The organism is Geothrix fermentans DSM 14018, from assembly GCF_000428885.1.
Lineage (GTDB): Bacteria > Acidobacteriota > Holophagae > Holophagales > Holophagaceae > Geothrix > Geothrix fermentans.
The window spans coordinates 13,034-37,656 of record NZ_AUAU01000010.1 but is presented as its reverse complement, the minus strand read 5'-3'; the positions used below and the strand labels follow the sequence as shown (position 1 = coordinate 37,656).

At 70.8% G+C, this 24,623-nt stretch carries 23 protein-coding genes; 10 read left to right on the top strand and 13 right to left on the bottom strand.

Annotation, left to right across the window (positions count from 1 at the left end):
• Positions 1-9 precede the first annotated feature (9 nt).
• The 9 genes from G398_RS0104440 (at position 10) to G398_RS0104400 (ending at position 12,439) form a co-directional block, all read left to right on the top strand.
• A complete protein-coding gene (locus tag G398_RS0104440) occupies positions 10-1,983 on the top strand; it encodes a proton-conducting transporter transmembrane domain-containing protein (protein ID WP_043483625.1) in 1,974 nt (657 codons plus the stop codon).
• Positions 1,980-3,956, top strand: a complete 1,977-nt coding sequence (locus tag G398_RS0104435; RefSeq protein WP_026852694.1) for a proton-conducting transporter transmembrane domain-containing protein — start codon at positions 1,980-1,982, stop codon at positions 3,954-3,956. Before G398_RS0104440 ends, G398_RS0104435 begins: the two co-directional genes overlap by 4 nt.
• A 25-nt stretch (positions 3,957-3,981) precedes the next feature.
• Positions 3,982-4,884, top strand: coding sequence for an NADH-quinone oxidoreductase subunit H (locus G398_RS0104430; protein ID WP_026852693.1), 903 nt, complete (start codon positions 3,982-3,984; stop codon positions 4,882-4,884).
• Positions 4,885-4,886: 2 nt separating this feature from the next.
• Positions 4,887-5,522: a hydrogenase gene (locus G398_RS0104425; RefSeq protein ID WP_026852692.1), complete on the top strand. Its 636-nt coding sequence runs from the start codon at positions 4,887-4,889 to the stop codon at positions 5,520-5,522.
• Between the two features lie 3 nt (positions 5,523-5,525).
• The gene (locus G398_RS0104420; protein WP_026852691.1) at positions 5,526-6,983 is read left to right on the top strand and encodes a proton-conducting transporter transmembrane domain-containing protein; all 1,458 of its coding nucleotides are present in this window, start codon (positions 5,526-5,528) and stop codon (positions 6,981-6,983) included.
• Positions 6,980-8,494, top strand: coding sequence for a hydrogenase large subunit (locus G398_RS0104415; protein WP_026852690.1), 1,515 nt, complete (start codon positions 6,980-6,982; stop codon positions 8,492-8,494). The genes G398_RS0104420 and G398_RS0104415 overlap by 4 nt, the downstream gene beginning before the upstream one ends.
• The gene (locus tag G398_RS16225) at positions 8,491-9,306 is read left to right on the top strand and encodes an NADH-quinone oxidoreductase subunit B family protein (protein ID WP_052571428.1); all 816 of its coding nucleotides are present in this window, start codon (positions 8,491-8,493) and stop codon (positions 9,304-9,306) included. Before G398_RS0104415 ends, G398_RS16225 begins: the two co-directional genes overlap by 4 nt.
• A 239-nt stretch (positions 9,307-9,545) precedes the next feature.
• Positions 9,546-10,598 carry a DUF4382 domain-containing protein gene (locus tag G398_RS0104405; RefSeq protein WP_052571426.1) on the top strand — a complete coding sequence of 351 codons (1,053 nt, stop codon included), beginning with the start codon at positions 9,546-9,548 and terminating at the stop codon, positions 10,596-10,598.
• Positions 10,599-10,696: 98 nt separating this feature from the next.
• Positions 10,697-12,439, top strand: a complete 1,743-nt coding sequence (locus tag G398_RS0104400) for an ArnT family glycosyltransferase (protein WP_026852688.1) — start codon at positions 10,697-10,699, stop codon at positions 12,437-12,439.
• On the opposite strand, the gene G398_RS21885 is transcribed toward G398_RS0104400, so the two are convergent.
• The 8 genes from G398_RS21885 to rplU all read right to left on the bottom strand — a co-directional run bounded on the left by G398_RS21885 (position 12,405) and on the right by rplU (position 19,591).
• Positions 12,405-13,994: a serine/threonine-protein kinase gene (locus G398_RS21885; protein WP_052571424.1), complete on the bottom strand. Its 1,590-nt coding sequence runs from the start codon at positions 13,992-13,994 to the stop codon at positions 12,405-12,407. The genes G398_RS0104400 and G398_RS21885 overlap by 35 nt on opposite strands.
• A 1-nt stretch (position 13,995) precedes the next feature.
• Positions 13,996-15,396 carry an OmpP1/FadL family transporter gene (locus G398_RS0104390; protein ID WP_026852687.1) on the bottom strand — a complete coding sequence of 467 codons (1,401 nt, stop codon included), beginning with the start codon at positions 15,394-15,396 and terminating at the stop codon, positions 13,996-13,998.
• Positions 15,397-15,477: 81 nt separating this feature from the next.
• A complete protein-coding gene (locus G398_RS0104385) occupies positions 15,478-16,731 on the bottom strand; it encodes a Glu/Leu/Phe/Val family dehydrogenase (RefSeq protein WP_026852686.1) in 1,254 nt (417 codons plus the stop codon).
• Between the two features lie 12 nt (positions 16,732-16,743).
• Positions 16,744-17,118: a ribosome silencing factor gene (rsfS, locus tag G398_RS0104380; RefSeq protein ID WP_026852685.1), complete on the bottom strand. Its 375-nt coding sequence runs from the start codon at positions 17,116-17,118 to the stop codon at positions 16,744-16,746.
• A 17-nt stretch (positions 17,119-17,135) separates the two neighbouring features.
• Positions 17,136-17,753 (bottom strand): nicotinate (nicotinamide) nucleotide adenylyltransferase, encoded by a 618-nt coding sequence (nadD, locus tag G398_RS16215; protein ID WP_052571423.1) that lies wholly within the window; start codon positions 17,751-17,753, stop codon positions 17,136-17,138.
• Positions 17,750-18,772 carry a GTPase ObgE gene (gene obgE, locus G398_RS0104370; RefSeq protein ID WP_026852684.1) on the bottom strand — a complete coding sequence of 341 codons (1,023 nt, stop codon included), beginning with the start codon at positions 18,770-18,772 and terminating at the stop codon, positions 17,750-17,752. Before obgE ends, nadD begins: the two co-directional genes overlap by 4 nt.
• Positions 18,773-18,898: 126 nt before the next feature.
• Entirely contained in the window at positions 18,899-19,159 is a 261-nt protein-coding gene (gene rpmA, locus G398_RS0104365) for a 50S ribosomal protein L27 (protein ID WP_026852683.1), read from the bottom strand.
• A gap of 120 nt (positions 19,160-19,279) precedes the next feature.
• Positions 19,280-19,591: a 50S ribosomal protein L21 gene (rplU, locus tag G398_RS0104360; RefSeq protein ID WP_026852682.1), complete on the bottom strand. Its 312-nt coding sequence runs from the start codon at positions 19,589-19,591 to the stop codon at positions 19,280-19,282.
• Between the two features lie 185 nt (positions 19,592-19,776).
• Here rplU and G398_RS0104355 point away from each other — a divergent pair, with 185 nt between their 5' ends.
• Positions 19,777-21,246, top strand: coding sequence for a menaquinone biosynthesis decarboxylase (locus tag G398_RS0104355; protein WP_026852681.1), 1,470 nt, complete (start codon positions 19,777-19,779; stop codon positions 21,244-21,246).
• Positions 21,247-21,294: 48 nt separating this feature from the next.
• On the opposite strand, the gene G398_RS0104350 is transcribed toward G398_RS0104355, so the two are convergent.
• The 5 genes from G398_RS0104350 to G398_RS0104330 form a co-directional block, all read right to left on the bottom strand.
• Positions 21,295-21,825 carry an outer membrane beta-barrel protein gene (locus G398_RS0104350; protein ID WP_026852680.1) on the bottom strand — a complete coding sequence of 177 codons (531 nt, stop codon included), beginning with the start codon at positions 21,823-21,825 and terminating at the stop codon, positions 21,295-21,297.
• A gap of 203 nt (positions 21,826-22,028) precedes the next feature.
• Positions 22,029-22,388: a 50S ribosomal protein L19 gene (gene rplS, locus G398_RS0104345; RefSeq protein WP_026852679.1), complete on the bottom strand. Its 360-nt coding sequence runs from the start codon at positions 22,386-22,388 to the stop codon at positions 22,029-22,031.
• Positions 22,389-22,532: 144 nt separating this feature from the next.
• Complete coding sequence (locus G398_RS0104340; RefSeq protein ID WP_026852678.1) at positions 22,533-23,087, bottom strand: outer membrane beta-barrel protein; 555 nt, start codon at positions 23,085-23,087, stop codon at positions 22,533-22,535.
• 117 nt (positions 23,088-23,204) lie between these two features.
• Positions 23,205-24,020 carry a tRNA (guanosine(37)-N1)-methyltransferase TrmD gene (gene trmD, locus G398_RS16210; RefSeq protein WP_052571421.1) on the bottom strand — a complete coding sequence of 272 codons (816 nt, stop codon included), beginning with the start codon at positions 24,018-24,020 and terminating at the stop codon, positions 23,205-23,207.
• Positions 24,020-24,622, bottom strand: a complete 603-nt coding sequence (locus G398_RS0104330; RefSeq protein WP_026852677.1) for an exopolysaccharide biosynthesis protein — start codon at positions 24,620-24,622, stop codon at positions 24,020-24,022. The genes trmD and G398_RS0104330 overlap by 1 nt, the downstream gene beginning before the upstream one ends.
• Position 24,623: the final 1 nt, after the last annotated feature.

Below are 24,623 nucleotides of genomic sequence, written 5' to 3'. Positions count from 1 at the left end.
AGCGTGCAGATGCTGGATGTGGCCTTGGTCCTCGCGTCCGCCGGGTGCTGGCTCGCGGGGGCCCTGGCGTCGGCCGTGCCGCGCGTCCCGGAGCGCCTGGCCACGGGCCTCGGTCTCCTGGGCAGCCTCCTGGCCCTGGGCGCCGCGCTCCACCTCCTGACCGGGGGGCCCGCCTCGGGCCTCGACTTCCGGGTCTGGGGCTTCCCGGCCCGCCTGGAGCTGGATGCCCTGTCCGCGGCCTTCCTGCTGCCCCTCCACCTGGTGGGCGGACTGGGGCTGATCTACGGGCAGCGCTACTGGCCGGCCCAGCTGGCCTGGGGCTCGGGCCGCTCCCTGCGCTTCTTCTACGGCCTGCTGGTGGCGGCCATGACGCTGCTCTTCCTGGCCCGCCACGGCCTGGTGTTCCTGGTGGCCTGGGAGCTGATGGCCGTCTCCGCCTTCTTCCTGGTGGGCACCGAGCACGAGAAGCCGGAGGTCCGCCGCGCCAGCTGGGTCTACCTGGCCTGCACCCACACGGGCACCCTGCTCCTGACCGCCCTGGTGATCCTGCTGGCCCAGCGGTCCGGCGGGCTCCTGTGGACGGCGCTCCCCGCCTCCACCTCGCCCTGGCTGGAGGGCGGGATCCTCCTGCTGGCGGTGGCGGGGTTCGGCTTCAAGGCCGGCCTGCTGCCCCTGCACTTCTGGCTGCCTTCGGCGCACGCCAGCGCCCCCAGCCATGTCTCGGCCATCCTCTCGGCCGTGATGCTCAAGACGGGCATCTACGGCATCCTCCGCGTGTCCACGCTGTTGCCGGACGTCCCCCGGGGCGTGGGCGGGACGCTCCTGGCCCTGGGCGCCCTCACCGCCCTCTACGGCGTGGGGAACGCGCTGGCCCAGCGGGACTACAAGCGGCTGCTGGCCTACTCCAGCATCGAGAACCTCGGCATCATCGCCATGGGCGTGGGCCTGGGCTGGACGGGCCGGGCCACCCGCGACCCCTGGCTCATGGCCCTGGGCTTCGGCGGGGCCATCTTCCACATCTGGAACCATGCGCTGTTCAAGAGCCTCCTCTTCTACGGAGCCGGGGCCCTGCTGCACGCCACCGGCACCCGGGACATGGAGGCGCTGGGCGGCCTGGCCCGGAAGATGCCCCGCACGGCCCTGGCCGTCTTCCCGGCGGTGCTGGCGGTGGCGGCCCTGCCGCCCTTCAATGCCTTCCTCAGCGAGTGGTTCCTCTACCGGGGCCTTTTCGCCTCGCTGGGCCGGGGCTATCCCTGGTCGGCGGCCCTGGGCCTGGTGGGCCTCGCCCTGGCGGGGGGACTGGCGGCGGTGGCCTTCGCCCGGTTCTTCGGTACGCTGTTCCTGGGATCGCCCCGGAGCGAGCTCGCCCACCACGCCCATGACCCCGTCCCTTCCATGGTCCTGCCCATGGCCGTCCTGGCGGGGCTCTGCCTGGCGGTGGGCCTGGGGGCCTTCCTGCTGCTCCCGCTGCTGGACCGCGTGATCGCCGTGCTGGCGCCGGGGGCGCCGGCCCTGCTGGCCGCGGGCCTCCGCGCGGACTTCCACCGGCTGGCCGCCGTGGAGCTGGGCCTCCTGATCCTGGTGGCCCTCGGCTTCCGCTGGCTCCGCGGGCCCGTGGACGCCATTCCCGCGGCGGCCCAGGCGGACCTGCCCACCTGGGATTGCGGGTACGCCGCCCCCGTGGTCCGGGCCCAGTACACCGGCAGCTCCTTCGCGGATGCCTGGGCTCCCGTCCAGCCGGGCCTGCGGGCGCGGATGCCGCGCCTGCGGGGCCTGTTCCCCGGCGCGGCCTCCTTCCGGCAGGCCTTCCGGGAACCCTTCGGCGAGGTCTTCCTGGAGCCGAGGCTGGCCCGCCTCGTGGAGCGGCTCCTGCGCTTCCGCCGCCTCCAGCCGGGCCACCTGCCGGTCTACCTGCTCTACGTGCTGCTCACCCTCCTGGGCATTCTCGTCTGGATGCTCGTGAGGGGGAGGCTGCTGGGATGAGCCTCTACTTCCTCGCCCTGCTGGCCGCGGCGGTCTCCGGGATTCCGGGGCTCTTCCTGCGGCGGCGGGGCGGGGAGGTGGCGGCGGGGTTGCTGGGCCTGGCCGCGGCGCTGGGCCTCGGGGCCTCGCTGGCGGTGCTGTCCGGGGGGCAGGTGGGCTCCTTCGCTCTCCGCACGGCGGCGCTGGGCGCACCGGGACTCCTGGTGTTCGATCCCCTGGCCGCCTTCTTCGCCATCCCCGTGCTGATCCTGTCCGTCTGCGGAGCGGTCTACGGCCTGGGCTACTGGGAGGGCCGCCGGGGCAACACCCCGCTCCTGCGCCTGGTCTACGGGCTTCTGACGGCCGCGCTGCTGCTGCTGGTGGCCGCCTCTCACGCCCTGACCTTCCTGCTGGCCTGGGAGGGCATGGCCATCGCCGCCTTCGTGCTGGTGATGGCCGAGGACCGCGAGGCCGAAACCCGGCGGGCGGGCTGGATCTACCTGGCCGCCACCCACACGGGCACCCTGCTGCTGTTCGCAGCCTTCGCGCTGCTGGCCAGGGTCCAGGGCCAGGCGGGATTCGGCGCCCTGCCCGCAGGCCTGGCGGCCAGCTGCGTCGGGACGGCCCTCTTCACGCTGTTCCTCCTGGGCTTCGGCTTCAAAGCGGGCCTGTTCCCGTTGCACCTCTGGCTGCCGCCGGCCCATGCCGCCGCTCCCAGCCACGTTTCGGCGCTCATGTCAGGGGTGCTGCTCAAGATGGGCATCCTGGGCATCGCGCGCTTCCTGTCCTGGGTGCCGGACCCGCCGCCCTGGTGGGGGGGGACGCTGGCGGCGGCGGGCGCCCTCTCCGGCATCCTCGGTGTGGCCTTCGCCCTGGGCCAGCACGACCTGAAGCGCCTGCTCGCCTACCACTCCATCGAGAACATCGGGATCATCCTGCTGGGCCTGGGGCTCGGCACCCTCGGCAAGGCCACGGGGCATCCGGCCATGCAGGCCCTGGGCTATGCCGGAGCCCTGCTCCACGTGGTGAACCACAGCCTCTTCAAGGGTCTGCTGTTCCTGTCCGCGGGATCCGTGCTGCACGCCACGGGCACCCGGGACCTGGAACGCCTGGGGGGCCTGGGGCGGACCATGCCCTGGACGTCGGCCGCCTTCCTGGCCGGGGCCTGGGCCATCTGCGGCCTGCCGCCCCTCAACGGATTCGTGAGCGAGTGGCTGATCTACCTGGGGGCCTTCCGGGGCCTGGGCCTCGAGCCCGGGCTGGGATGGCAGGGCTGGCCCCTGGTCATCCTCGTGTCCCTCGCCCTCATCGGGGCCCTGGCCCTGGCCTGCTTCGCCAAGGCCTTCGGCGCGGTCTTCCTGGGCTTGCCGCGGACGGAGACGGCCAACCATGCGCCGGAAGCGCCCCGCACCATGCTCCTGCCCATGGGCCTGCTGGCCCTGGCCTGCCTGGCCATCGGCGTGGCTCCGGCCCTCTTCGCCCCGGCCCTGGGGCGGGCGGCCGGGGTGCTGGGCGGGAGCCCGGTGGGGAGCCCAGTTGGCGGCGAGGCGCTCACCGCGCTGGCCCCCCTCCGCATGCTCACCTGGGCCGCCGCCATCTTGGGGCTCCTGGCCCTCCTGCTCGGGCGCTGGCTCCGTCCCGCCGCGCCCACCCCGCGGGAAGGGGACCTGCCCACCTGGGACTGCGGCTATGCGGCGGCGGATGCTCGGATGCAGTACACCGCCTCCTCCCTGGCGGACGGCCTGGTCCGGGGGCTCCGCTGGGTCCTGCGGCCCGTGGCGCACCTCCCCCGGGTGGCGGGCTGGTTCCCCCGCCCGGCGCGGTACGAAAGCCATGTGCCGGACCCGGCTCTGGACCGGGCGGCCGCCCCCGCCCTCCAGCTCGTCGCGCGCGGCGCCGGTTTCCTGCGCGTGGCCCAGGGAGGGGCGCTGCCCGTCTACCTGCTCTACGTCCTGCTCACCCTGCTTGCGCTCCTGGTCTGGATGGTGGCCTGACATGGTTCGATCCCTGCTTCCGACAATGCTCCAATTCCTGCTGCATGGGCTCACGGCCCTGCTGCTGCCGCCCCTCCTCCCGGGCCTCATCGCCAAGACCAAGGCCCGGATGGCCGGGCGGAAGGGGCCGCCGGTGTTCCAGCTCTACTACGACCTGGCCAAGCTCGCCCGCAAGCGCGCCGTCTTCAGCCGCACCACCACCTGGGTGTTCCTCGCGGGTCCCGTGGGCGGCGTGGCCGCGGGTCTGACAGCCTCCTGCCTGGTGCCCTTCGGCCACACGCCGGCGCCGGTCTCCTTCGAGGGCGATGTCATCCTCTTCGCCTACCTCTTCGGCCTGGCCCGCTTCCTCACCATCCTCTCCGCGCTGGACACGGGCTCCAGCTTCGAGGGCATGGGGGCGGCGCGGGAGGCCACCTTCTCGGCGCTGGCGGAGCCGGCGCTCTTCCTGGGGTTTGCGGCCCTGGCCAAGGCCAACGCCAGCCTCTCGCTGGGCACCATGCTGGCCTTCCCCGGCAGCCTCGCCACGCGGTTCACGGGACCCCTGATCCTCATCCTCGCGGGCTGGGTGATCGTCTACCTGGCGGAGAACTCGCGCATCCCGGTGGACGATCCCAACACGCACCTGGAGCTCACCATGATCCACGAGGTGATGGTGCTGGACCACTCGGGCCGGCCCCTGGCCCTGGTGCTCTACGGTGCCAGCCTCAAGCTCCTGGTGCTCGGCGCGCTGATCCTGACGCCGGCCCTGCCGCGGGCCGCGCACGCCTGGCAGAACTGGCTGGCCTTCTACCTGGCCCTGGGGGGTCTGGCGGTGGGTGTGGGGCTGGTGGAGAGCGCCATGGCGCGGTTCCGCATGACGAAAGTGCCCCAGTTCCTCGTGGCCGGCGTGCTGGCCACCGGGTTCGCCTTCCTGCTGCTGCTGGTGTAGCCATGCTGCCCGACCTGCTCATCGCCCTCACCATGCTGTCCAACTTCAGCCTCGTGGCCACCAGCCGCGTCAGCAAGGCCATCCAGTTCGCCGTGCTCCAGGGCGTGCTGCTGGGCCTGATGCCGCTGGCCATGGGCCTGGGCCGCCACTTCCACATCGTCCTGCTGGCCTTCGCGGCGGTGGCGGTGAAGGGCTGGTTCATCCCCTTCCTGTTCCGCCGCGCCCTGAAGCAGGTCCACATCCAGCGCGAGGTGGACCCCTATATCGGCTACACCGTCTCCCTCATGCTCTGCGCCCTGGGCACGGGCCTCAGCCTGCTGCTGGCCCACAACCTTCCGCTCAAGCCGGGCACGGAGTACGCGCTGATGGTGCCCGCCTCGCTGGCCACGCTGTTCACGGGCTTCCTGTTGCTGGTGTCGCGGCGCAAGGCCCTCACGCAGGTGGTGGGCTACCTGGTACTGGAAAACGGCATCTACCTCTTCGGCCTCCTGCTGGTGGAGGACATGCCTGCCCTGGTGGAGGCCGGCATCCTGCTGGACCTCTTCGTGGGCATCTTCGTGATGGGCATTGTCATCAACCACATCCGCGTGGCCTTCGATTCCACCGACACCCGGCACCTGGCCGAGCTGAAGGACTGACCCATGGCCTGGCTGCTCATCCTCGTCCCCCTCCTGGCCGCGGCTTTGGCCTTCGCGGTCTCCTCGCCCACCCTCCGCGCCTGGATCCTGCCGGCCGTGGGCGTCGTCCACCTGGGCCTGCTGCTCGTGGCGCTGACGGGGTGGCGGACCCTGCCGGCCACCGCCTGGTTCGGCCTCGACGCCCTGGGCGGCTGGGTGCTACTGGTGATCAGCATCCTGTTCTGCATCTGCGCCTTCTACGCCCCGGCCTACCTGGCCCTGCGCCCGGATCGCGACCACCGCGTGCTGTCCACCTGCCTCCTGGGTTTCCTGGGCCTGGCCTCGCTGCTGGCTCAGGCCCGCCACCCGGGCATCGCCTGGGTGGCCATGGAGACCACCACCCTGGTCTCGGCCCCCCTCATCTACTTCAACCGCAACCGCCGCTCCCTGGAGGCCACCTGGAAGTACCTGGTCATCGGCTCCGTGGGCATCGCCCTGGCCCTGCTGGGCACGCTGTTCATCGCCTACGCGGCCCACATGGGCGGCTTAGAGGAGCCGCTGCGCTACACGCGACTCATGGAGAACGCGGGGCTCCTGTCGCGGCCCTGGCTACGGGCGGGCTTCGTGCTCACCCTGGTGGGCTACGGCACCAAGATGGGCCTGGCGCCCCTGCACACCTGGAAGCCGGACGCCTACGGCGAGACGCCGGGCCTCGTGGGCGCCCTCCTGGCCGGCGGCGTCACCAGCTGCGCGTTCCTGGCGCTGCTGCGGATCTACGGCGTGGTGGCGGCGGCGGGCGAAGGCGCCTTCGCGCGGGAGCTGCTCGTGGCCTTCGGCATGCTCTCCATGGCCTGGGCCCTGGTGTTCATGATCCGGCAGACGGACATCAAGCGGCTGCTGGCCTACTCTAGCGTGGAGCACATGGGCATCCTCGTGTTCGGCATCGGCATCGGCGGCCTGGCGGCGAAGTTCGCCCTCTTCCACCTGGCGGCCAATGCTCTGGTGAAGAGCGTGCTGTTCCTGTCCGCGGGCAACATCCACCGGAGCTACGCCAGCAAGCAGCTGCCGCACGTCACCGGGGCCCTGCGCCGCACGCCGGTGTCGGGCTGGCTCTTCCTCCTGGGCTTCCTGGCCATCACGGGCATGCCGCCCTTCGCGCCCTTCCTCAGCGAGTTCAGCATCGCCTCCGGGGCCCTGGGTACGGGCCACATCGCCAGCGGCGCGGTGTTCCTGGTGCTGCTGGGCGGCATCTTCCTGGCCATGAGCGAGACCGTGGTGAAGGTGGTGTTCGGCACTCCCAGCGCCCAGCGGGTGCGCACGCCCTACAAGGATGCCCCGGCCACCACGGCGCCCCTCATCGTGGCCCTCGGCCTGGCGCTGGTCCTGGGGATCTGGCTGCCCCGGCCGCTCCAGTCCATGCTCGACCAGGCCGGGGCCTCGGTGGATGGTGTCCGGTCCGCCCGGATGGAGGCGCGGCCATGAGCGTCGAATTGCCGGTTCTCCGCAACGGACAGCACCTGCCCCTGCGGGAGGTGCCCGACCTGCCGGTCCGAGATTTCCGCGAGGCCATCCTCCGGCGGGTGCAGGAAGGGGACCGCCTCGCCTGCCTCTGCGCGGACTTCGGGCTGCGCCTGTACGCCGTGCTCGCCGATGACGCCGGGAAGGCGCTGCGCGTCCTGCGCACGAAGCTGGACGGACCCCGCTATCCCGCTCTCACGCCCGACTGTCCCCAGGCGCACCTGTTCGAGCGGGAGATCGCCGAGCAGGCCGGCATCCTCCCCGAGGGCCATCCCTGGCTGAAGCCCGTGCGGTTCCACCGGCCCTGGACCGGCGCGCCGGATCCCTGGATGGGGGACGGCACCCCGACTCCCGGCGTCATGGACTTCTACCGCGTGGCGGGCGAGGAGGTTCATGAGGTGGCCGTGGGGCCCGTCCACGCGGGCGTCATCGAGCCGGGCCACTTCCGCTTCCAGTGCCATGGCGAGCGGGTCTTCCACCTGGAGATCGCCCTGGGCTACCAGCACCGGGGCCTGGAGAAGGCCCTGCTCGGCGGGCCGCATCCCCTCAGCCTCAAGCAGGCGGAGACGGCCTGCGGGGACAGCAGCATCGCCCACGCATGGGCCTACTGCCGCCTGCTGGAAGGCCTGGCGGACGTCCAGGTTCCGGAGCGCGTGGACCTCGTGCGGGGCGTGGCCCTGGAGCTGGAGCGCATCGCCAACCATGTGGGCGATCTTGGTGCGCTCTCGGGCGATGTGGGCTTCCTGCCCACGGCCTCCTTCTGCGGCCGCATCCGCGGCGATTGGCTGAACCTGAGCGCCGAGGGCTGCGGCAGCCGCCTGGGCCGGGACTGGCTGCGGCCCGGCGGCCTGCGGCAGGATCTGGAGCCGGCGCGGGCCGCCGCCATGCTGCCGCGCCTGGACCGGGCCTGGGCGGACACCAGGGACGCGGTGGAGCTGCTGTGGGGGGCCGCCTCCGTGATGATCCGCTTCGAGGCGGCGGGGCGCGTGGATCCGGACAAGGCCCGCGAGATCGGGCTGGTGGGCGTGGCGGCGCGGGCCTGCGGCCTGGGCCGGGATGTCCGGCAGGACCATCCCTTCGGGCCCTACGGAACGCGGCCCGTTCCCGTCTCCCAGGCCGAGAGCGGCAACGTGCACTCGCGGGCCTGGGTGCGGTGGCTCGAGCTGGGCGAAAGCTCGCGTTTCCTCTCCTCTGCCCTGGCCGCCCTGGGAGAGGACGACACCGCGGGCAGGACCGCGCCCCTGCCGCCCCTGGCGGCGGATCAGCTGTGCGTGTCGCTCACGGAGGGCTGGCGCGGCGAGGTGCTCCACCTGGCCTGGACCGACGCCCGGGGCCGCTTCGCCCGCTACAAGATCGTGGATCCCTCCTTCCACAACTGGTTCGGGCTGGCCCTGGCGCTGCGGGGGGAGCAGGTCTCCGACTTCCCCCTGTGCAACAAGAGCTTCAACCTCTCCTACTGCGGGCACGACCTATGATGCACATCCTGCTCTCGCGCTGGCGCCAGGGGTACCGGACCTTCCCCTATCCGAAGGAGCTGCCCGCGTTGCCGGAGCGGTTCCGGGGGCGGCCGAAGATCCACCCAGAGCGCTGCCCTGAGGGCTGCCGGGCCTGTGCGGAGGCCTGTCCTACCGAGGCCATCACCTTCGGCGCGACGGGCCCCAGGCTCGACCTCGGCCGCTGCCTCTTCTGCCCCGACTGCGTCGAAGCCTGTCCCGAAGGGGCCATCGAGTACACCCGGGAGCACCGCCTCGCCACCCGGACACGGGAGGACCTGGGCCTGGATCCGGTGGAGGAGTACCGCCTGGCGGCGGCCCTGGATGGTGAGATGAAGCGTCTCTTCGGCCGCTCCCTGAAGCTCCGGGTCGTGAGTGCCGGCGGCTGCAACGGCTGCGAGGTGGACGTGAACGTGCTGGGCACCCTGGCCTGGGACCTGGGCCGCTTCGGCATCCAGTACGTGGCCTCGCCGCGCCACGCCGACGGCCTGCTGCTCTGCGGACCCGTCACGAAGAACATGGAGCTGGCCGTCCGCAAGACCTACGACGCCATCCCGGGGCCCAAGCTCGTCATCGCCGTGGGCGCTTGCGCCATCGCCGGCGGGCCCTACTACCGCCAGGATGAGCAGCTCGGCGGCGCCGCGTCCGTGCTGCCCGTGGACCTCTTCATCCCCGGCTGCCCGCCGCATCCGCTGACCATCCTGGATGGCTTGTTGCGGCTGCTGGGGCGCATCAGGTCGGAGAGCCGAAACGCGGCTACGCCTTTGGATGGGGGCGAAACGTCTCAAAAATAGCCATTCACCCGCCGGCAGTCCTGGACCGACGTTCACACACACGGCCAAACATTCCCATTTCTGCCACTTGCACTCGGTGATGCCCTTCGGACCTTCAGCCAAAGAATGGTTCGGGAATCCATCTCCCCAAGGAGGCAACCGTGAGTCGTTGGCGTGACCTATCCGTCGTTGTTCTGGCAACCCTGGGACTGGCCTTCCTGATGGCCTGCGGAGGCTCGTCGGGTTCAAGCACTGGCGCCATGAGCGTCCACCTGGTGGACGGCCCCATCAGCGGCTACCAGGAGGTGAACGTCCACATCCAGTCCGTGGAGATCAGCGGCAACGGGGGCTGGATCAGCCTTGGCACTCCGGACAAGACCTACAACCTGCTCAGCCTCACCGGTGGCGTGAGCGAGACGCTGGCCGCCGGGGCCACGCTGCCGGCGGGCCGCTACCAGCAGATGCGGCTGATCCTCGGGTCGGGCAACACCGTGAAGCTGGCGGACGGCAGCATCCAGCCCCTCACCGTTCCCTCGGGCCTCCAGTCGGGCGTCAAGCTCATCGTGAGCTTCGACGTGATGGCCGGCACCACGAAGGACGTGTGGATCGACTTCGACGCGGCCCACTCCATCCAGGTGGTGCAGGCCGGGGCCTCGAACCAGTACATCCTGCGGCCCACGATCTGGGCCTTCGACAAGGTGGCCACGGGCTCCATCTCCGGCAAGCTGACGGATGCCGCCACCTCCGCCGGTCTCGCCGGGGCGGTGGTCTACGCCGAGACCCTGGATGCCTCGGGCAATGCGCGGATCGCCCGCAGCGCCGTCACGGATGCCACCGGCGCCTACACCCTGGACCTGCTGCCCGTGGGCGCCACCTACTACGTGGTGAGCCAGCCCGTGCTGGGAACCACCACGCCCAAGGCCTATGACGCCAAGGCCAGCGGCGCCTTCGCCCTCAGCGGCGCCTCCCCGGTCTTCACCTACAACGCGGCCTTCACCGCGGATGCGGCCACCGGCGGCGTGTCCGGCGGCCTGACGCCCGTGGCCGCCAGCCACCAGAGCGACGTCGTGAACCTGCTCCAGACGCTGGCCACGGGGTCGGGCAGCTTCGCCTTCATCGTGGACAGCACCATGGCGACGGTGGGCACCTCCACGGAGACCTACGGCTTCGCCACGGTGCCGGCCGGGGCCTACAGCGTGCAGGCCGTGCGGACCACCCTCAACTCCGATGGCAGCACCACCACGACCACGTCCACGGTCCAGCCGGCCACGGTGACCGCGGGGGTGACGTTGACGGTGAACCTGGGACTGTGATTCCTGTCCGCATTCCAGGGCAGAGTATCCACCAGGGAAACGGCGGCCCGGCTCCGGGCCGCCGTTTCCGTCCGGGCCTGAGGTAGCCTGGAAGGTCCATGCGTCGTGTCATCCCATTCAAGGACCACACCTCCGAGACCCTGAAGATCAGCGGCAGGCGCATCCTCGGGTGGCGGACCCTGCTCTGGACCGCCTTCGCGGCCCTGATGCTCTACGGCCTGGGCCTCGGCAACCACGAGCTCTGGGACTACTTCGAGCCCTACGTGGGCGGCATCGTGCGGGAGATGGCCACCGGCCGGGACTGGATCGTGCCCACGCTCAACGGCCATCCCTACCTGGAGAAGCCGCCCCTCTTCTATGCGCTGGGCGCCCTGGTCTGCCGGGCCACGGGCAGCTTCGAGCCCTGGGCCCTGCGCCTGCCCTCGGCCCTGCTGGCCCTGGCCACGGTGGTCTGGACCAGCTTCCTGGGCTGGCGTCTCAGCTCCGCCCGGGCCGGCGGCTGGGCGGGCTTCATGGTGGGCACCAGCGTGCTCTTCTTCCAGGTCGGCCACATGGCCGTGGTGGACATGACCCTCACCGCGGCCGTGAGCTTCAGCCTGGGCCTGGCCTTCTTGGCCCTGGTGGAGCCCTACTACCGCCAGCGCTGGATTCCCTGGTTCTGGACCAGCCTGGGGCTGGCCTTCCTCGCCAAGGGCCTGGTGGGCCCCGTGCTGATCCTGCTGCCCCTGGGGATCACCCTCCTCCTCCAGCAGGACCAGGAGTTGCTGCGGGCCTTCCTGCGACCCAACTGGGGCATGGCGGGGGCGGTGGTCCTGGCCCTGGGCTGGGTGGTTCCCCTGGCGGTGCGTGGCGGGAAGGAGTTCCTGATCGAGGTCTTCCTGCGGAACACACTGGGGCGCTTCCTGGCGGATCCGAGCCTGGTGCCCCGCACGGGCCGGCTGGGCGAGCACGTGGAGCCCTTCACCTTCTACCTCCAGCGCAGCCCCGGGAATCTGCTGCCCTGGCTGGCCATATGGGCCGCGGCCATGGTATCGGCCTTCCCCCGGCGGCGGCGCCACCACCTGTCCCCCCGGAGCTACTTCCTGCCCCTGGCCTTCGCCCTAAACCTACTGCTGCTCTCCCTGTCGGCGGAGAAGCGCATGGAGTACATCCTCCCGGTCTTCCCCATCACCTTCCTCCATGCGGCCCTCTGGCTGGACACGCGGGTGCCCAGGGCCCGGCGCCGCATCGACCGGACCCTGATGGCGGTGCTGGGGCTCACCTTCTTCTTCATCGGGCTGCTGGGGGTGGGCTTCCCCTGGGTCGCCATGGCCCGGGCGCATGTGCCCTGGCACCTGGCCCTGCTGCTTTCCGCCGGGTCCGCGGTCCTCAGCGGCGTGTCGCTGCGCCGGCTGTGGCGGCGGGACTTCCCGGGAGCGCTGGACTGGGGCATGTCCCAGTGGGCCCTCTTCCTGGCTCTCTTCCTGGTCATCGCCGTGCCCCAGTGGGACCGGGAGCTCTGGCGGCCCCTGGCCGCGCCCTACGCCGTGGCCCTGCGCGGCGAGCGGGCCGGGGCCAGGCTGGTGGGGAGCCACCTGTCGGAAACCCAGCTCGGCTTTGCCAGCCTGCGTCTGCGCCACGACCTGCCGGATCTGGACTCCGCCCCGGAGCTGCAGGCGGCCCTGGCGGGGCCCGCGCCCGTGCTGGCGCTCGTGGAGCCGGCCTGGTGGAGCGCGGCGGCGGCCCAGGTGCCGGCGGGCCACGTGCTACCCACAGAGGCTTCGCGCCTGGGGCCCTCGTCCCGGAGCCGCGCGCCCCTGGTGGTGGTCAACGCGGCGGTCCGGCTTCCGGCGGATCACTGAGCGCGGCCGAGCCCATCAGCAGGTTCACCACCTCGCCGTCCTCCGGCCGCTGGTCCGGCTCCTTGTCCATGAGGCGGGCCACCAGGCGGGCCAGGGCCGCGGGCACCTCGGGGCGCAGGGCCCGGAGGTCCGGCGGAGGCGAGGCGCGGTGGCGGTCCAGGATCTCGAAGGGCGTCTCTCCCTGGAAGGGCGGGACGCCCGCCAGCATGTGGAAGAGGATCACGCCCAGGCTGTAGCGGTCTGCGGCGGGCCCCACGTGCGTCTTGAGCTGGGCCTCCGGAGCCGCGTAGAGCGGCGTGCCCAGGAAGGCGTACGTGGTGGTGACCGTGGCGGCGTCCATGACTCGGGCGATGCCCAGGTCCATGACCCGGGCCCCGAAGGGCGTGAGCACGATATTGCCCGGCTTGAGGTCGCGGTGGACCACCCCCAGCCCGTGGGCGTAGGCCATGGCCTGGGCCACCTGCAGGGCGATGGTGCGGGCCTCCTCCACCGGCAGGGCGCCCTCCTCCTTCAGCCGCTGGTCGAGGGTGCGGCCTGGCAGGTATTCCATGGCCAGGTAGGGGGCGCCCTCCGCCGGCCCCGGATCGAGGATCCGCACGAGGTTCGGGTGTTCCAGGCGGGCCCCGATCTGGGCCTCCTGCCTGAAGCGCCGGCGGAACTCGAGATCATCCAGCCGGTGCGGATGGGGCAACTTGAGGGCCACGTCCCGGCCGGTTTCCACGTGCCAGGCGAGGTAGGTGCTGGAGAAACCGCCCCGCCCCAGCAGGGGGCCCACGCGGTAGGGGCCCACCTCATGGGGAGGTTCCAGAGGGCCGGCCGGGGGGCGGCTGGAGAAGCCATGGCTCCGCCCGAAGAGGGCCCGTCTCCGGCGCCACCGGACCCAGGCCGAGAGGCCCGCAGCGGCCAAGCCGAGGCCCACCGCCCAGGGAATCCACCGGGGCAGGGGCGGGGGCCCGGGGGGTTCCACCGGGGGGGCTGTCCGCGGCGTGGGTTCCGAGGGGATCTCGGAGGGCCGTGGCTGTGCCGCCGCGGGCTGGCCGGGCTCCGTCCGCGACGCGGGAAGGGCCACGGGCTCCTCAGGAACCGGGGGGGACGGGACGAGGGGCGAGGGGGCGGGAACCGCGGGAGGAGACACCGGATCCGAGGCGGGTCCGGGTGTAGGCGCCGCCACCGTTCGGGCGGCATCCGCCGGGGCTGGCCGCGCGGGTCGCAGTGCGTGGATTCGCGCCACCAGGGCGTTCCGCGGGCCCTCGGGCTCGCCCTGGGCCTCGGCGAGGGCGGCCTCGGCGCCATCCAGGTCGCCCAGCTCCATCAGGCAGCGGGCCAGGCGGGTGTGGGGGTAGTAATCCTGGAGCAGGTTGTTGCCGTAGGTGAAGATCCGGGCCGAGGGCGCCGGGCGCAGGACCAGGGCTCGCCGGTAGGCGGCGGCGGCCTCCTGCCACCGGCCGGCATGCTCGGCGTCCAGCCCGTCCTGCCAGGCGGCGTAGAAGGTGGGCTGCTCCTGGGCCAGGAGGGCGATGGCGGCCGGGAGGAGCCATCCGGCCCGGGCCCTCACCTCAGTCGCCCACGAAGAGGTAGTGCAGGACGCGTTCCATGGGCCTGCGGTCGAACTTATAGATGAAGGAGAGGTCCAGCCGGTGCTCCCGGATACGCTCCGTGCCGACGGAGGCCGGCGGGGTGCGGCTGAGGATCTGGTCGATGGCGAGGAACTGGGAGGCCTGGCGGCGAGACCAGCCGTAGCGGTAGGCCAGGTCCAGGCCCGTGTTGCCGCGCTTGAAGCCACTCCCGAGGGAGGCGCGGTAGAGCACCCGCTGCTCGCCGGTCTGGGCGTCCACCACGGGTTGGGGCTCCCGGCTCAGGCCTGCCCGGAGGGGGATGACGGCATCCCCTTCCGTGAGCCAGAGGTACTCCACGCCCAGATGGGCCGTGGTGGCGTTGGGGGTGCGATCCCCCTTGTCGAAGTCGAAGAAGCTCTGGCCATTGAGGGAGGCCCGCGAGGACATGTAGCGCATGGAGGACCAGAGGGTGTGGGTGACGTCCGAGGTGACCAGCCAGTGGTTGCCGGGCCGGTACGCGAAGCCCACCCCTGTGCTGGCGGGCCAGTGGAGGCCGGTGGCGAACGGGCCGAAGGGGCGGACCCCCGGGGCCAGGCTGGTGGCGAGGTAGGTGCTGAAGGTGTAGTCGGCGTGGAACCCCGTGCGCCGGACGATTCCCAGGCTCCAGGTGGGCCAGCGCCAGATGAGGCCCAGGTTGAAGTTGTCCCCGTCGAGGGCGTTGAACTGCCGGTAGGCCACCTGGGTGGTGGCGGTGGGAGAGGTCCAGGTGCTCGTGGAATCCAGGTCCCAGCGGCCCCGCCAGCGGTTGTAGGCCACGCCCAGCAGGATGCGCTGGGAGACCTCGTAGGCCACCGCCGCGGAGTACAGGTCGATCTGGCCGGACTGATTGATGTTCTGGACCAGGTGCCCCTCCTCCGCGAGGGTTCCGCTCACCGGGGTCTCGGCCATGGCGCGGTCGCTGTCCTCGTTCTGGGCGAAGGCCCGCTGGATGGAGAGCTGGAGCACGAGGTTCCGCCCGCCCAGGCGGAGGGGGGCGGTCGCTGAGACGAAGAGGGGATCCCAGCGGGTGTTCGTGGTGACCGCGTCGCTCACGGCCAGCACCCGTCCCTGCCGCGTGGTCTCGAAGTCCTGGTAGTTCACGTGGTGCTGCACGCCCCGGGCCACGAAACTGACCTCTGGCTGGAGGAGCTGGGCCAGGCCGGCGGGGTTGAAGGAGACCGCCGTGGCATCGTCGGCCACGGCGATGAAGGCGCCGCCGAGACCCATGGCCCGGGCCCCCGCTCCCTGGACCGCGAAGTTCGTGCGGGACTGCTCGGAGATCAGGGTGCCGATGGGCGACTGGGCCTGGAGCATCCCGGCCAGGGCCAGGAAGACGAGGGGCCTGGGAAGGAGGGTGGGCATGGTACGGGCGGGCTTCCGCGGAAGGGGACCCCCATCCTATCGTGCGGCCCGCCTCCAGGGCTGAATCTGGGTTCCTGGGGTCTAGGCGTAGAAGCCGCGGTACTTCATGGCCTGGGCCACGCGGTCCAGGGCCAGGATGTAGGCGCCGATGCGGGGGTTGGTCTTGTACTTGTCCGTGGTGGCGAAGGTGGCCTGGAAGGCGTGGGTCATGTAGTCCACCAGCCGCTCGTTGATCTCGCGCTCCCGCCAGTAGAAGCCCTGGCGGTTCTGCACCCACTCGAAGTAGCTGACGGTGACCCCGCCCACGTTGGCCAGGATGTCCGGCACCACGAGGACGCCGTGCTCCAGCAGGATGGGGTCCGCCTCGGGGGTGGTGGGGCCGTTGGCGCCCTCCACGATGACCTTGGCCCGGACCTGGGCGGCATTGGCCTCGGTGATCTGGTTCTCCGAGGCGGCGGGCACGAGGATGTCCACGGGGTGGGTCAGCAGGGCCGTGGGGTCCATGGGCTCGGCGCCCCGGAACCCGACGACGGTGCGGGTCTCGGCCACGTGCTTGAGGAGGGCGTGGATGTCCAGGCCCCGGTCGTTCTTGATGGCACCCTGGATGTCGCCGATGGCCACGATGCGGGCCCCGGCCTCGTGCAGGAGGCGCGCGGCCTGGCTGCCCACGTTGCCGAAGCCCTGCACGGCCACCGTGGCGCCCGCCAGGGGCTTGCCCAGGCGCTGCATGGCCTCCCGGGCGGTGATGAGGATGCCGCGGCCCGTGGCCTCGGTGCGCCCCAGGCTGCCGCCCAGGCCCAGTGGCTTGCCGGTCACGACCGCGTTCTCCGTCTGCCGGACGTGCATGGAGTAGGTGTCCAGCACCCAGGCCATGGTCTGGGCGTCCGTGCCCATGTCGGGGGCGGGCACGTCGCGGTCGGGGCCGATGATGTCCATGATCTCGGCGATGTAGCGCCGGGTGAGGCGCTCCTTTTCGCCCAGGCTCAGCTTGGAGGGGTCGCACACGATGCCGCCCTTGCCGCCGCCGAAGGGCACGTCCACCACGGCGCACTTCCAGGTCATCCACGCGGCCAGGGCCTTGACCTCGTCCAGGGTGACGTTCATGTCGTAGCGGATGCCACCCTTGGCGGGGCCGCGGGCGATGTTGTGCTGCACGCGGTAGCCGGTGAAGATCTCCCAGTGGCCGCTGTCCATGAGCACGGGCAGGCTCACGATCATGGAGCGGCTGGGGGCCATGAACACCTTGAAGAGCGCGTCATCCAGCCCGTAGAGCTGCGAGGCGACCCGCAGCCGGGCCTGCATGGCTTCGAACGCGTTGGTCTGGTCGGTCGGCATGGAGGATCTCTCCTAGGGACGGGCGTCGGATGCGGGGTGGGTCTCGGCGGGCAGCTCCAGCTCGCGGCCGGCGCTCCAGAGTCCCTCGAGGTTGTAGTGGCGGCGGGTCTCCTCGTCCATGACGTGGACCACGAGGTTCCCGTAGTCGAGCAGCACCCAGTTCCCGTTGGCCTCGCCTTCGCGGGAGATGGGGCGTTCGCCGGCCAGCTTGAGGGCGTCCTCGATGGCCTCGGCGATGGCGCGGTTCTGGCGGTCGCTGCCCCCGCTCATGAAGGCGAAGGTGTCGGTGAAGCTGGCGATGTCCTTCACGTCCACGAGCCGGATGCGGAAGGCTTTCTTGGACCGGGCGGCGTCGACGACGGTCGCGAGCCGGGAATCAAGGGTCATGCGGGCTCCAGAGCAGGCTAACGATACAGGTTTTCGGCGCGGATGGCAGCCAGAACTTGGGATGGGATGCCGGCGGGATCGTGGGCGGGATCCGCCGCCAGACGGCGGCGCAGCTCGGTCGAGGCGAGGTCCGTCTCCGTGGAGGGGAGCCAGACCAGCTCGCCGGGCCCCCCGGACCAGGCGGCGGCGGGCCGCAGCCCGGAGACCTCCGGCAGGCTGGCCGCCGCGCCGGGGCGCAGGCCCACGGCCAGGGAGGCCAGCTGGAGGATCCGTTCGGGCCGGCGCCAGGCGGCGAAACCCGCCAGCTGGTCGCTGCCCATGACGAGGATCCAGCCCGTGCCGGGCTCAAGGGAGGCCAGCGTCTCAAGGGTGTCCACGGTGTAGCTGGTGCCGCCGCGCGCCAGCTCCGCCCGCTCCACGCGGCAGCGGGGATCGAAGGCGCGCAGGGCCTCGGCCAGCAGGTGCAGCCGGGCCTCTACGCCCGGGCCCCCGGGGTCGGGCTTGTGGGGGCTGATGGCGGTGGGCACGAAGCGCAGCTCGTCGAGGTCCAGGTGATCCAGGGCCAGCCGGGCCAGCCTCAGGTGCCCTTCGTGGGGGGGATTGAACGCCCCGCCGAGCAGGCCCACCCGTTTCATGGGGCCGCGTCCTTGCCCTTGAGCATGGCGTCCACGGCGAAGGCCAGGTCGCGCAGCCCCTCGCCGGTGACGCCGGAGATGAAGACGGGCTTCTGCCCGCGCTGGGCGCAGAGGGCCTCGAAGGCCTCCCGGCGGGCGTCGTCCTGGAGGGCGTCCAGCTTGGTGCCCACCAGCCAGCGGGGCTTGGCGGCCAGCACGGGGCTGAAGGCCTCCACCTCGCCTTCGATGACGCGGATGGCCTCGGCGGGCTCCGTGACGGGATCGGAGAGATCCACCAGGTGCAGGAGCATCCGGGTGCGCTCCACGTGGCGGAGGAACTGGATGCCCAGGCCCGCGCCGCTGGCGGCGCCCTCGATGAGGCCGGGGATGTCGGCGATGACCCAGCTGTCGAGGAGGTCGCCGCCGAAGCGGTCCAGGCTCACCACGCCGAGCTGGGGCTCCAGGGTGGTGAAGGGGTAGTCGGCGATCTTGGGCCGGGCCGCGCTGAGGCGGCTCACCAGGGTGCTCTTGCCGGCGTTGGGGAACCCCACCAGGCCCACGTCGGCGATGAGCTTCAGCTCCAGGTCGAGGGTGCGCTCCTCGCCCTCCTCGCCGGGCTGGTGGTGGCGGGGCGTGCGGTTGGTGGCGCTCTTGAAGTTCGTGTTGCCCAGGCCGCCGCGGCCGCCGCGGGCCACGCAGACCTCCTGGCCATGGGCCAGCAGCTCCGCCAGGACCTCGCCGGTGTCGCCGTCCTTCACCAGGGTGCCCAGGGGCACCTCCAGGGTGACGTCCAGGCCGTCCTTGCCATGACGCAGGGAGCCCTCGCCCTGGCGGCCCCGCTCGGCCGCGAACTCGCGCTTGTGGCGGTAGGGGTTCAGGGTGTTCAGGGCGCGGTTGGCGCGAAGGAGGATGGAGCCGCCCTTGCCGCCGTCACCGCCGTCAGGCCCGCCCTCCGGGGCGAACTTCTCCCGGCGGAAGCTCATGGCCCCGGACCCGCCGTGGCCGGCAGCGACGCGGAGCTGGACGTGGTCAAGAAACATGGATCGAAGGCCTCAACAGATCACCACGAAGGACACGAAGGGAAAACAAAAGAGCACGAAGCAGTCCATTCGTGCTCTTTGCAGTTTCTTCGTGTCCTTCGTGGAGGCTTTTCACGCCGGAGCGGCCTACCCTTCGATGGGATCGATGTGGATGAAGCGGCCGGACTGGCCCTTGTCCTGGAAGCGCACCTTGCCGTCGATCTTGGCGAAGAGCGTGTGGTCCTTGCCCATGCCGACGTTGATGCCGGCCTTGAACTTGGTGCCGCGCTGGCGGACCAGGATGGAGCCGCCGGTGACGACCTCGCCACCGAACTCCTTCACGCCGAGACGCTGGGAATGGGAATCACGACCGTTGCGGCTGGAGCCGACGCCTTTTTTGTGAGCCATGGAAGTACCTCTTCAGAATCGGGAACTCGTTATCTGGGGAAGGATGCGAGTGCAGGTCCCACCTGCGCGAGCATCGGGGGTCCCGGGGGTGTGCGCGTAGCGCGGAACCCCCGGACAGCATCACCCCTTGATGGACTTGATCCGAACCTCGGTGTAGCCCTGGCGATGGCCCTGGGTGCGCTGGTAGGTGGTGGTGCGCTTCTTCTTGAAGATGATCACCTTCTTGGCGCGGTCGTGGGTGATGACCTCGGCCTCGACCTTGGCGCCCTTCACGGTGGGCTGGCCCACCTTCAGGTCCCCGTCGGTGTCGATGAGGAGCACGTCCTCGAAGGTCACGGCCTGCTTGGGGTCCTTCTCGAGCAGCTCCACGCGGAGGATGTCGCCCTCGGCGACGCGGTACTGCTTCCCGCCGGTCTTGATGATTGCGAACATGGAAACCTCATTCGGTTGGGGCGCGGGGGCGGCGGTCCATCGGACGCACTTGGGAGCCCACGGCCAGGGCAAGGCCCATCAGTATGGGGGAAAATCCCTGCCCCCTCAAGGGAAATTCCTGAATGACAGGGGATAGGGTTCCGGCCGCCGGGCCCGGATGGGATGATCGGGGTCCGGAGATTCCCATGGGCCGTGATTTCCAGACCTTCCTCAAGCAGCTCGAGACGGCGGGCGAGCTGGCTCACGTCGCCGCCGAAGTCGATCCCTTCCTGGAGATGGGCGCCATCGCCGACCGGGTCTCCAAGCAGTCCGGGGGCGGCAGGGCCCTGGTCTTCGACCGGCCCAAGGGCAAGACGATGCCCGTGGCCATGAACGCCTTCGGCAGCCTGAGGCGCATGGAGCTGGCCCTGGGCGTGGACCAGGAGCCCCGGGGCCTGGACGCCATCGCGGACCGCATCGAGAAGCTGGTGCAGGAGGCCATGCCCAAGCCCGGCACCGGTTTCTTCGAGAAGCTGGCCAAGCTGCCGGTGCTGGCGGAGGTCTCCAACTGGATGCCCAGGACCGTGCGCAAGGGGATCTGCCAGGAGGTGGTGCTCAAGGGCGACCAGGTGAGGCTCTCGGACCTGCCCGTACTCACCACCTGGCCCGAGGACGGCGGCCCCTTCATCACGCTCGGCATGAGCCACACCCGCAACAAGCAGACGGGCCACCGCAACACGGGCCTCTACCGCCTGCAGGTCTACGACGACCGGACGCTCGGCTTCCACACCCAGCTCCACCACGACGGCGCTCGGAACCGCCACGGCTACGGCCGGGACGAGCGCATGCCCGTGGCTGTGAGCTTCGGCGGCGATCCGGCGCTGACCTATGCCGCCACCGCGCCCCTGCCGCCCTTCCTCAGCGAGATCATGTTCGCGGGCTTCCTGCGAGGCGAGGGCATCGAGATGGTGTCCTGCGTGACCAACGACCTGGAGGTCCCGGCGGATTCCGAACTCGTCATCGAGGGCTACGTGAACCCCGGCGAGTTGCGCCGCGAGGGCCCCTTCGGCGACCACACGGGCTACTACTCCCTGGCCGACGACTACCCGGTGCTGCACGTGGAAGCCGTCACCATGCGGAAGAACCCGGTGTTCCCCGCCACCATCGTGGGCCGCCCGCCCCAGGAGGACGCCTACCTGGGCCTGGCCACGGAGCGGATCTTCCTGCCCCTGCTGAGAATGGTCCTGCCGGAGATCCGCGACATGCACCTGCCCGCCGCGGGAGCCTTCCACAACCTGGTGATCCTCTCCATGAAGAAGGAGTACCCCGGCCACGCGCAGAAGGTCATGAACGCCATCTGGGGCACGGGCCAGATCATGTTCACCAAGGGCATCGTGGTGGTGGATGAGGACATCGACCCCCACGACCTGACCGAGGTGCTCTTCCGCCTCACCAGCAACGTGGATCCCAAGCGCGACATGCTCTTCACCGAGGGCCCGCTGGATGTGCTGGACCACAGTGCCGACCGCTTCGCCTTCGGCTCCAAGGTGGGCATCGACGCCACCCGCAAGAACCGCCCCTGGGACGGCTTCCCCCGCGAGTGGCCCCGCGACCTGGTGTTCCCCGACGACATCCTGGCGCGGCTGGAGCGGCGCTGGGAGGAATACGGGCTCTAAAACTTGCTCGGGCCCCGTTTCGGGGCCCGAGCACCGGAGCGGCACCGATCAAAACCGGATGGTGACTCCGGCTTGGAGGGCGTCCGCCTGGAAGCCTGAGGCGATGCGGGAGTGCACGAAGCGGGCCTCGGTGCCCACGGTGGCGTTCCACTGGTAGCCCGCACCGGCGGCCAGGCCCAATTTGGTGGTATCGGCGGTCACCTTGGAGAAGGCGTCCTTGGTCTCGAAGGACCACCGGACGACGGCGATGCCGGCGGTGAAGTAGAAGCCCTCGGGCTTGCCTGCCAGGAAGTAGAGGTAGTCGCCGCCCAGGCTGAGGGCGGTGGCGGACTGCTTCACGGTGGCGAAGCTCGCCTCGGGATAGATCGTGTAGTCGAGGCGGGGGCGCAGCATGTGGCCGTCGCCCAGGTCGAAGGTGCCGTGGACGCCGATGCCGGGGCCCGGCTTGCTGTCCACGAAGTCCTTCAGGTCGCCCAGGGGGATGTTCACGAGGCCCTGCACGCCGTAGCGGGGGGCTTCGGCCCTGAGGGACAGGGAAGTGGCCAGGACGGCCAGGGTCAGCGAGGAGAGGCGCTTCATGGTTCCTCCAGGGCGCTGACCCAGGATGGGTCGATCCGGCGCCGGGGCCATGGTCCCACAGGTAGGCCATTTCGGCCCATTCGGATTCCACTAAAAGGAGAACTAGAAATAAAGATCTATATGGAGTTGGTGCGGCCTTATCTTTGATTTTATCCTGCAAAAAGGCGCCCTTCCGGGCGCCTTTTTGCAGGGAGAGGACAAGCCTATTCGGCGTTCTCCGTCCGGCGCTCCTTGAGGCGGCCGGCCTTGCCGAGCTTCTCGCGCAGGAAGTAGAGCTTGGCACGGCGGACCTGGCCGTGGCGCACCACCTCCAGCTTGTCGATGGTGGGGCTGTTCAGGGGGAAGATGCGCTCCACGCCCACGCCGCTCGCGACCTTGCGGACGGTGAAGGAGGTGCGCATGCCGCCGCCCTTGATGCCGATGACGATGCCCTGGAAGAGCTGGATGCGCTCCTTCTCGCCTTCCTTCACCTTCACGTGCACCTTGACGGTGTCGCCGGGCTGGATGCGGGGAATGTCGGATCGAAGCAGGCTGGCTTCGAGCTTGTCGATGATGTGGCTCATGTGGGCTCCTGGGCCAGCGGTCCCGGGCCGGAATCGGCGGACATGGCTCGATGTCCCCGGAGTCGGGGAGTCCATCAGTGTATCGGAAAAGGCTGAAAAGGAAAGGGGCCATTCAGGATGGCCCCTTTCCGGTGCGCAGGCTGGCTAGAAGCGGAAGGTCGCGCCCACCTGGATCATGTCCAGGTCGCTTTCCCAGGCCTTGCTCTTGAGGTAGCGGACCTCGGCGCCGACGGTCCGGTTGAACTGGTAGCCCACGCCCGCGGCCACGCCCAGCTTGGTAGTCTCCTCGCTGGTGGAGTACCCGTAGCCCAGGACATTGGCGTCCAGCTCAGCCTTCCAGCGCATGGCCGACAGGCCGCCGGTGAGGTAGAAGCCCTGGGGCTTGCCCTCCACGAAGTAGAGGTAGTCGGCGCCGAGGGAGATGTTGGAGAACTTGGCGCTGGCCGAGGCTCCGCCGCCGCTCACGCTGTACTCGGGGAACCAGGTGTAGTCCAGGCGGGGACGGAGCATGTGGCCGCCACGGAAGTCGAAGGTGCCGTGGGCGCCGATGGTGAAGCCCGGCTTGCTGTCCACGGCGTCCTTGAGGTCGCTCTGGGGGATGTTGACACCGGCCTGGAGGCCGAAGCGGGGGCCTTCCTGGGCGCTGAGGGCGGTGCCCGCCAGGGTGGCGGCGATCAAGGTGAGGGCGCGAAGCGTCATGAAATCTCCTAAGGGCCCAAGCGGGGCCGAGGTCCATCGGGCGGCTTCCGGACCGGACCGGGCCGGGGCCGCACGATGGCACTATGAACAGTACCTACGCATCTCGTTCCCGGAGGTCTAGTCCGCAATCGGAAATCCGGTCTGTGGTTGTTTCCAGCCCTTCCATCCCCGGGGTTTGGCCCGATCCCAGTCCGCTGGATGTTCCACCTGCCAGGCGCACCACTGGGCCGGGCGGTCCAGGGCGGGCAGGCGCTCCTGCAGGTAGGCGGCCCAGAGGTCCGGCCGCAGCCGCTTCGTCCGGGCCATGGCCTCGCGGAGGCGCCAGAGGCGGATGGCGCCATGGTCGCCGCCCTGGAGGACGGCGGGCACCTCCAGCCCCTCGAAGGTGGCGGGCCGGGTGTAGTGGGGGTGGTCCAGCAGGCCCGTGGCGAAGCTGTCCTCCTCGGCGCTGGCCTCGTTGCCCAGCACACCGGGCAGCCAGCGGCAGACGGCGTCGATGAGGACCAGGGCCGGCAGCTCGCCGCCGCTCAGCACCGCCTCGCCCACGCTCAGCTCCTCGTCCACGAAGCGCTCCACGGCCCGCTGGTCCAGGCCCTCGTAGCGGGTGCAGACGAGGACCAGCTGATCCAGGCGAGCCAGCTCCCGCACCTTGGCGTGGGTGAGGGGCGGGGCCGCGGGGCTGAAGTGGATGACCCGCCCCGAGCCCGCCCGGGGCACGGAGGCCAGGGTGTCTCGCAGCACCTCGGGGCGCAGCACCATGCCCGGCCCCCCGCCGAAGGGGGCGTCGTCCACGTGGCCGAAGGGGTTGCCCGCGAAGGGCCGGAAGCTGTGGGTGTGGAGCCCGTGCCCCAGTTCGCGGAAGGCCCGGCCCGTGACGCCGAGGCGGGCGGCCTCGAAGAACTCCGGGAAGAGGGTGAGGGCATCGATGCGCATCAGGAAACCCAGGCGTGGAAGGCTTTCCGGAAGGCCCGGACGATGAGGTCGAAGCTGAAGGCGAAGTAGAGCGTGTTGCCGAGGGAGGCGGCGGCGCCGATCCAGGCCCAGGTGGGCCGCTCCTCCAGCAGGGCGGCCCCCAGGAGGCAGAGGATGGCGGCGGGCAGTTGGTTGCCGAAAGGCAGGGGCACGGGAACCGCCAGGAGGAAACCCGTCCAGGCCACGCAGGCCCCCACCCAACGGCGGTGGAGGGGGCGCCGCTCCGCGCCGCGCCAGCGGAGGCGGTTGAGCTGGACTTCGAGCCTGGCCAGGGCGTCCTTGATGCGGCCCTTGTGGATGGGCTGCGCCTGGATCCGGGCCGGCACCCAGGGATGGGGCGTGCCCCAGGCCAGCTGGGCGCCCAGGGCCATGAGGCCGATGCCGCCCACGGGCGCCAGGCCCACGTTCAGGCCCGGGATGAGGCTCGGCAGGGACAGCAGCAGCGTCAGCAGGCCGTAGGTCTGCTCGCCGGCGGCGTCCAGTAGCTCGCCCAGGGTGATCTCCCCCTCGGCGTCCAGAAGCGCGTGGAGGGTGAAGAAGAAGGGGCGGGGCGTGGGCTGCACC